The following is a 5,028-nucleotide window of genomic DNA, read 5'->3' on the forward strand; positions in this document are numbered from 1 at the left end:
GATCCGCAGACCTGCGCCCGCGACCCGCCGACCGTCCCGCCGGATCAGCCGACCCACGCGGCGATGCCGCGGGCGCAGGTCTGCGGATCGGCGTGGGTGGTGTCCACCTCCACGTCGTAGGCGACGCCCCGGTGGACCACCTCGGCCTGCAGCGCGGCCATCCCGGCTGCACGGTCGCCGCGCGCCGCCTCGCGCCGCGCCGCGACGGCGCCGTCGCACCGGACCGCGACCCACAGCACGTCCAGCCCCGCGAGGGCCTGCCGCCAGCGCTCTTGTGACGCCGCGCCACCGAGGAAGACGTCGTCGATCACCACCCGTGCGCCCGCGCGGACCATCGCGGCGACCCCCGCTATCCACGCCGCCTCCAGCCGCCGGAAGGCCGGACCGATGCTGACGCCGCCGTCCGCACCGATCTCGATCCCCGCCCCGGACTCCTGCAGCGACGGCGGCAGCATCCCGACGAAGTCGTCGACGGCGACGGCGAGCCACGGGTCCGGCAGGACGGCCTGCAGCGCGCGGACGATGCTGGACTTGCCGGAGCTGGAGCCGCCGTTGAGCACGATCACCTGAGTCGTCACCAGGCCACCCTAAAGTCGCCTCCGACGCCGGCCGCAACGCGTTTCGGCGCCCCGTGCCGCTGCAGGACACATGCGATGACGTCGTGTCAGGATGCGGAGATGCCACCTGCGATCACCGAACACCGCTACACCGCCGACGACGGAGCCGAGCTGGGTTATCTCCGGCGTGGACCCGGACAAGCAGCCGCGGACCCGCTGATCTGCGTGCCGGGCGGCCCCGGCGCCGACGTGCGATATCTCGCCGGGCTCGGCGGGCTCGACGAACATCGCTCGCTCGTCCTCGTCGACCAGCGCGCGACGGGACGCTCCCCCGTTCCGCAGGACCGGTCTCGCTGCGTCTACACCGCGCAGGCCGAGGACCTGGAGGCGCTCCGCCGCCACCTCGGCCTGGAGACGATCGACCTCCTCGCTCACTCGGCGGGCTGCCTGACGGCCCTGGAGTACGCCGCGGCCCACCCGGAGCGCGTCCGGCGCCTGGTGCTGGTCACCCCGGCGGGGCTGCTCGGACGTGAACCCGACGAACGGGAGGTCGCCGCGATCCGCGCCGACCGGGCCGGGGAGCCCTGGTACGCGGTGGCCGTCGCCGCCGAGCGCGAGCTGGCGGCGGGCGGCGTGGATCCGGCGCGGGAGGAGGAGTTGACGCTGCGTACGGTGCCGTTCGTGTGGGGCCGCTGGCGTGAGGAGTACCTCGAGCTCTACCACGAGCCGACGCAGGACGCGCCCGACTGGTACCGCGCCGTCTTCTACTCCGGCGCGCCCGCGCCGGACGCGAGGCCCGCCCGCCTCGCCCGGCTCGCCGGATCCGGCGCGCGCCCGCTGGTGCTGGGCGGTGGACGCGACGGCGTCATCGGGACCGCCCCCGCCCGCCGGATCGCCGAACTGCTGCCGGGCAGCCGGCTCGTCGTCCTCCCCGAAGCCGGTCACCGGATCTGGCACGAGGAGCCGAAGGCGTTCGTGGCGGAGGTGCTGGCGCACCTGGACGCGTAGCGTCCGTGCGTGCCGGGCGACGCGCGCCCGGGAGCGGGCGCGCACGGCCGGTCCCGGCGTGAACACCCGAGCGGCAGGAGGGGGCGACGCGACGCGGTGAGTGCGAGGATCGGGAGCATGACGGACTCCGGTTACTCGGCCACCCCGCTGGCGAAGAAGCTGCGCATCAAGCCCGGCCACCGCGTCGCGCTCCGGCACGCGCCCGCCGACTGGTCGCTGCCCGCCGTTCCCGACGGTGTGCGTCTCGACGCCGCGCCCGAGGAGGCGGACGTCGTGCTCGCCTTCTACCGCGCCGCGGCCGAGCTCCGTGCCGACGCCAAGGGGCTCGTCGCCGCGCTGCGGCCGGAGAGCTGCCTGTGGCTGCTCTGGCCGCGCCGCGCGGCCGGACACGTCAGCGACCTGACGGACGGGGAGCTGCGCGCGACGATGCTGCCGCTGGGCGTCGTCGACGTGAAGGTCGCGGCGGTCGGCGAGGACTGGTCCGGTCTCGCCTTCGTCTGGCGCAAGGAGAACCGGCCGCGGACCTGAGCGGGTGTGAGCATCCGCCGGCTCAGGCCGTGACAGCGGTGACGGACTCCGTCTCGGTCGCGGTCTCCTCCGGCCTCCGTACGCGCAGCGCGCGGACCTCCGGGACGGCGACCATGCCCGCGGTGCAGACCAGTGCTGTGCCCGCGGCGCACAGCAGCGTCGCCCGCACGCCCAGGGCGGAACTGAGCGGACCCACGGCGGCCTGCGCCACCGGGATGATCGCGAAGGAGCCGAGCGCGTCGTAGGAGTAGACCCGGGCCAGGCGGTCCTCGGGGATCTCCTGCTGGAGCGAGGTCTCCCAGGCGATGGCGAACTGCTCGACACAGGCACCGGCCAGCAGGCCGCACCCGATGAGCACGGGGAGCGGCATGCCGAACGCCAGCGCGGAGGGCAGCAGCATGTCGGCGGCCATGCACGCCGTGCCGACCAGCAGCAGACGGCGCGGGCGCAGCCGCAGGCCGATCACCCCACCGACGACCAACCCGACCGTCTCGCTCGACAGAACGAGTCCCCAACCGCCGCTCCCGAAGGACGCCTTGGCGATCGACGGGCCCAGGACCTGGATGGCGCCGCTGAAGGCGGCGTTGAGGAAGCCGAAGCCCAGCACGATCGACCAGACCCAGCGCCGCGAGGCGAACTCCTGCCAGCCCTCCCGCAGTTCGTGCAGCAGCCCGGGCTTTCCCCCGGCCGGCGTCGTCCGTGCCGTCGGCGCGCCGGCGGACGAGGCGACCCGGACACATGCGAACAGCACGCCGGCGAGTGCGAAGGTGGTCGCGTCGATCGCGAGCCCCCAGCCGGGGCCGACGCCGGCGACGACCAGGCCGCCCAGCGCCCCGCCCGCGATCATCGCGGTGTTGGCGGCCATGCGGTTCAGCGCGTTGCCCTGCTGCCGCTCGTCGGCGGGGATGGTCTGGGGGAGCAGGGCGGAGGAGGCCGGCAGCGCGAAGGCGGCGAAGGTCCCGTTCAGGGCGGACAGGACGAGCAGGCGCGGGATGGTCGCCTGGTGGGTCAGCACGAGGGTGGCCGCGGCTCCCTGGCTCAGCGCGCTGAGCGCGCTGGACCCGACCAGCACCAGGCTGCGCGGCAGGCGGTCCGCCAGTACGCCGCCGAAGAGCAGGAAGACGACGTTGAAGAGCGTCCGCACCGCGACCACGAGCCCGAGCTGGGTGACCGACCCGGTGATGCCGAGGACGGCGAAGGCCAGGGCGATGGGAGCGACGCCGTTGCCGATCATGTTCGTGGCGCGACCTGCGACGAGTAGTCGGAACGGGCGATGGCGGAAGGGAGCCAGGGCTGTTCGCATTGGGCAATCCCTACCGTGTGGGTGATCGCACAGCAACGTCTTTTCGTCGGCACCCACGAGCTGTACTTGTGCAACAAAGTGTTGACGCGGGTGTGGCGCGCGGATAGCGTCACGTCAACAAACTGTTGATACCGGACCGGACCCGAGGTCGGGCAAAGGGGAAGTCATGGCCGCGCGAACCACGTTCTCCAGCACGCTGCGGGAGGGCATCGAAGCCGACCTCGCCGGGGTCGACGCCGACCTCGCCACGCGCTACCCGGGCGACCCGGGCACCCGGCAGCCGGTGCACACCGTCTACGTCCCCGCCGACGCGCTCGCCGAGCGCGGCGTCGGCGAGCTGGTCGGCGACTGGGGCCGCCAGGCCCTCGACCTGCTGGACCGTCACGCCCCCGACGGCGCGTCGCTCGCCGCCGTCGTCGGCCAGTCCGACGCGGCGCTCGCCGCCGACGTCTACGACCGCGTCCGCGCCAAGCTGGAGCGCGAGCCCGTCGAGGACCTGCGCATCGACTTCGAGGACGGCTACGGCCCGCGCCCCGACGCCGAGGAGGACGCGGCCGCCGAGCGCGCGGCCCGTCTGGTCGCCGAGGCCGTCGCGGACGGCACGGCGCCCCCGTTCGTCGGCATCCGGATGAAGTGCATGGAGTCGGCGGTCCGGGCCCGCGGCATCCGCACCCTCGACCTCTTCCTCACCGGCCTGCTGGACGCGGGCAACGGCGCGCTGCCGGAGCAGCTGGTGCTGACCCTGCCCAAGGTGACCTATCCCGAGCAGGTCACCGCGATGGCCCGCCTGCTCGCTGGCTTCGAGCAGGCCGCCGGCCTCCCGGACGGCCGGATCGGCTTCGAGATCCAGATCGAGACCACCCAGTCCATCCTCGGCGCCGACGGCCGCGCGACCGTGGCCCGCATGATCGAGGCCGCCGGCGGCCGGGCGACCAGCCTGCACTACGGCACCTTCGACTACAGCGCGTCGTGTGGCGTCAGCGCGGCCTACCAGAGCATGGAGCACCCCGTCGCCGACCACGCCAAGGCCGTCATGCAGGTCGCGGCGGCGGGCACGGGCGTCCGCCTCTCCGACGGTTCGACCAACGTCATCCCGACCGGCCCGACCGAGCAGGTCCACGCCGCGTGGCAACTGCACCACCGCCTGGTCCGCCGCTCGCTGGAGCGCGCGTACTACCAGGGCTGGGACATGCACCCGGGCCACCTGCCCACGCGCTACGCCGCGGTCTACGCGTTCTACCGCGAGGGCCTCGCGACCGCTGCCGCCCGCCTCGCCGCGTACGTCGCCCGCGCCGGCGGCGACGTGATGGACGAGCCCGCCACGGCCAAGGCCCTCAGTGGCTACCTGCTGCGCGGTCTCGACTGCGGCGCGGTCGACGCGACCGAGGTCGAGCAGGCCGCCGGACTGGACCGCAAGGCGTTGGACGTCCTCGCCGGGCGCTGATTTGGATCTGCGTCGGGGGTCGCGTACTCTCGATCGAGTTGCCCCGGTGACCGGCCCTCTGCGGACGGAACGGGAAGACGAAATCCACTGGAAATCGGAACTGAAAAGCTCTGATAGAGTGGATAACGAAGGAAGCGCCCGGAGGGCCCCGATAAAAAGGGAACCAAAGGAAGCGTCCGTTCCTTGAG

Annotated in this window: 5 protein-coding genes; 3 read left to right on the forward strand and 2 right to left on the reverse strand. The window is 73.4% G+C overall.

Translation table 11 applies throughout. The annotated features are described in order from the left end of the window. Positions 1-44: 44 nt before the first annotated feature. Positions 45-578, reverse strand: coding sequence for a chloramphenicol phosphotransferase CPT (cpt, locus tag DN069_RS37765; protein ID WP_111507774.1), 534 nt, complete (start codon positions 576-578; stop codon positions 45-47). A 99-nt stretch (positions 579-677) separates the two neighbouring features. On the opposite strand from cpt, the gene DN069_RS37770 reads away from it, so the two are divergent. Together DN069_RS37770 and DN069_RS37775 are read left to right on the forward strand one after the other, a co-directional pair. Next, positions 678-1,565, forward strand: coding sequence for an alpha/beta fold hydrolase (locus DN069_RS37770; RefSeq protein ID WP_165845820.1), 888 nt, complete (start codon positions 678-680; stop codon positions 1,563-1,565). A gap of 117 nt (positions 1,566-1,682) precedes the next feature. Continuing rightward, complete coding sequence (locus tag DN069_RS37775) at positions 1,683-2,093, forward strand: DUF3052 domain-containing protein (protein WP_111507776.1); 411 nt, start codon at positions 1,683-1,685, stop codon at positions 2,091-2,093. 22 nt (positions 2,094-2,115) lie between these two features. On the opposite strand, the gene DN069_RS37780 is transcribed toward DN069_RS37775, so the two are convergent. Then, positions 2,116-3,396: an MFS transporter gene (locus DN069_RS37780; RefSeq protein WP_111507777.1), complete on the reverse strand. Its 1,281-nt coding sequence runs from the start codon at positions 3,394-3,396 to the stop codon at positions 2,116-2,118. A 166-nt stretch (positions 3,397-3,562) separates the two neighbouring features. On the opposite strand from DN069_RS37780, the gene DN069_RS37785 reads away from it, so the two are divergent. Further along, positions 3,563-4,840 (forward strand): DUF6986 family protein, encoded by a 1,278-nt coding sequence (locus DN069_RS37785; protein ID WP_111507778.1) that lies wholly within the window; start codon positions 3,563-3,565, stop codon positions 4,838-4,840. Positions 4,841-5,028: the final 188 nt, after the last annotated feature.

It is taken from the genome of Streptacidiphilus pinicola, from assembly GCF_003258295.1.
In the GTDB taxonomy this organism is placed as follows: Bacteria; Actinomycetota; Actinomycetes; order Streptomycetales; family Streptomycetaceae; genus Streptacidiphilus; species Streptacidiphilus pinicola.

Bases quoted from the DNA above. Each gene is read 5' to 3' on its own strand.
- DN069_RS37770 (WP_165845820.1), top strand. From the start codon at position 678: ATGCCACCTGCGATCACCGAACACCGCTACACCGCCGACGACGGAGCC.
- DN069_RS37775 (WP_111507776.1), top strand. From the start codon at position 1,683: ATGACGGACTCCGGTTACTCGGCCACCCCGCTGGCGAAGAAGCTGCGC.
- DN069_RS37780 (WP_111507777.1), bottom strand. From the start codon at position 3,396: ATGCGAACAGCCCTGGCTCCCTTCCGCCATCGCCCGTTCCGACTACTC.
- DN069_RS37785 (WP_111507778.1), top strand. From the start codon at position 3,563: ATGGCCGCGCGAACCACGTTCTCCAGCACGCTGCGGGAGGGCATCGAA.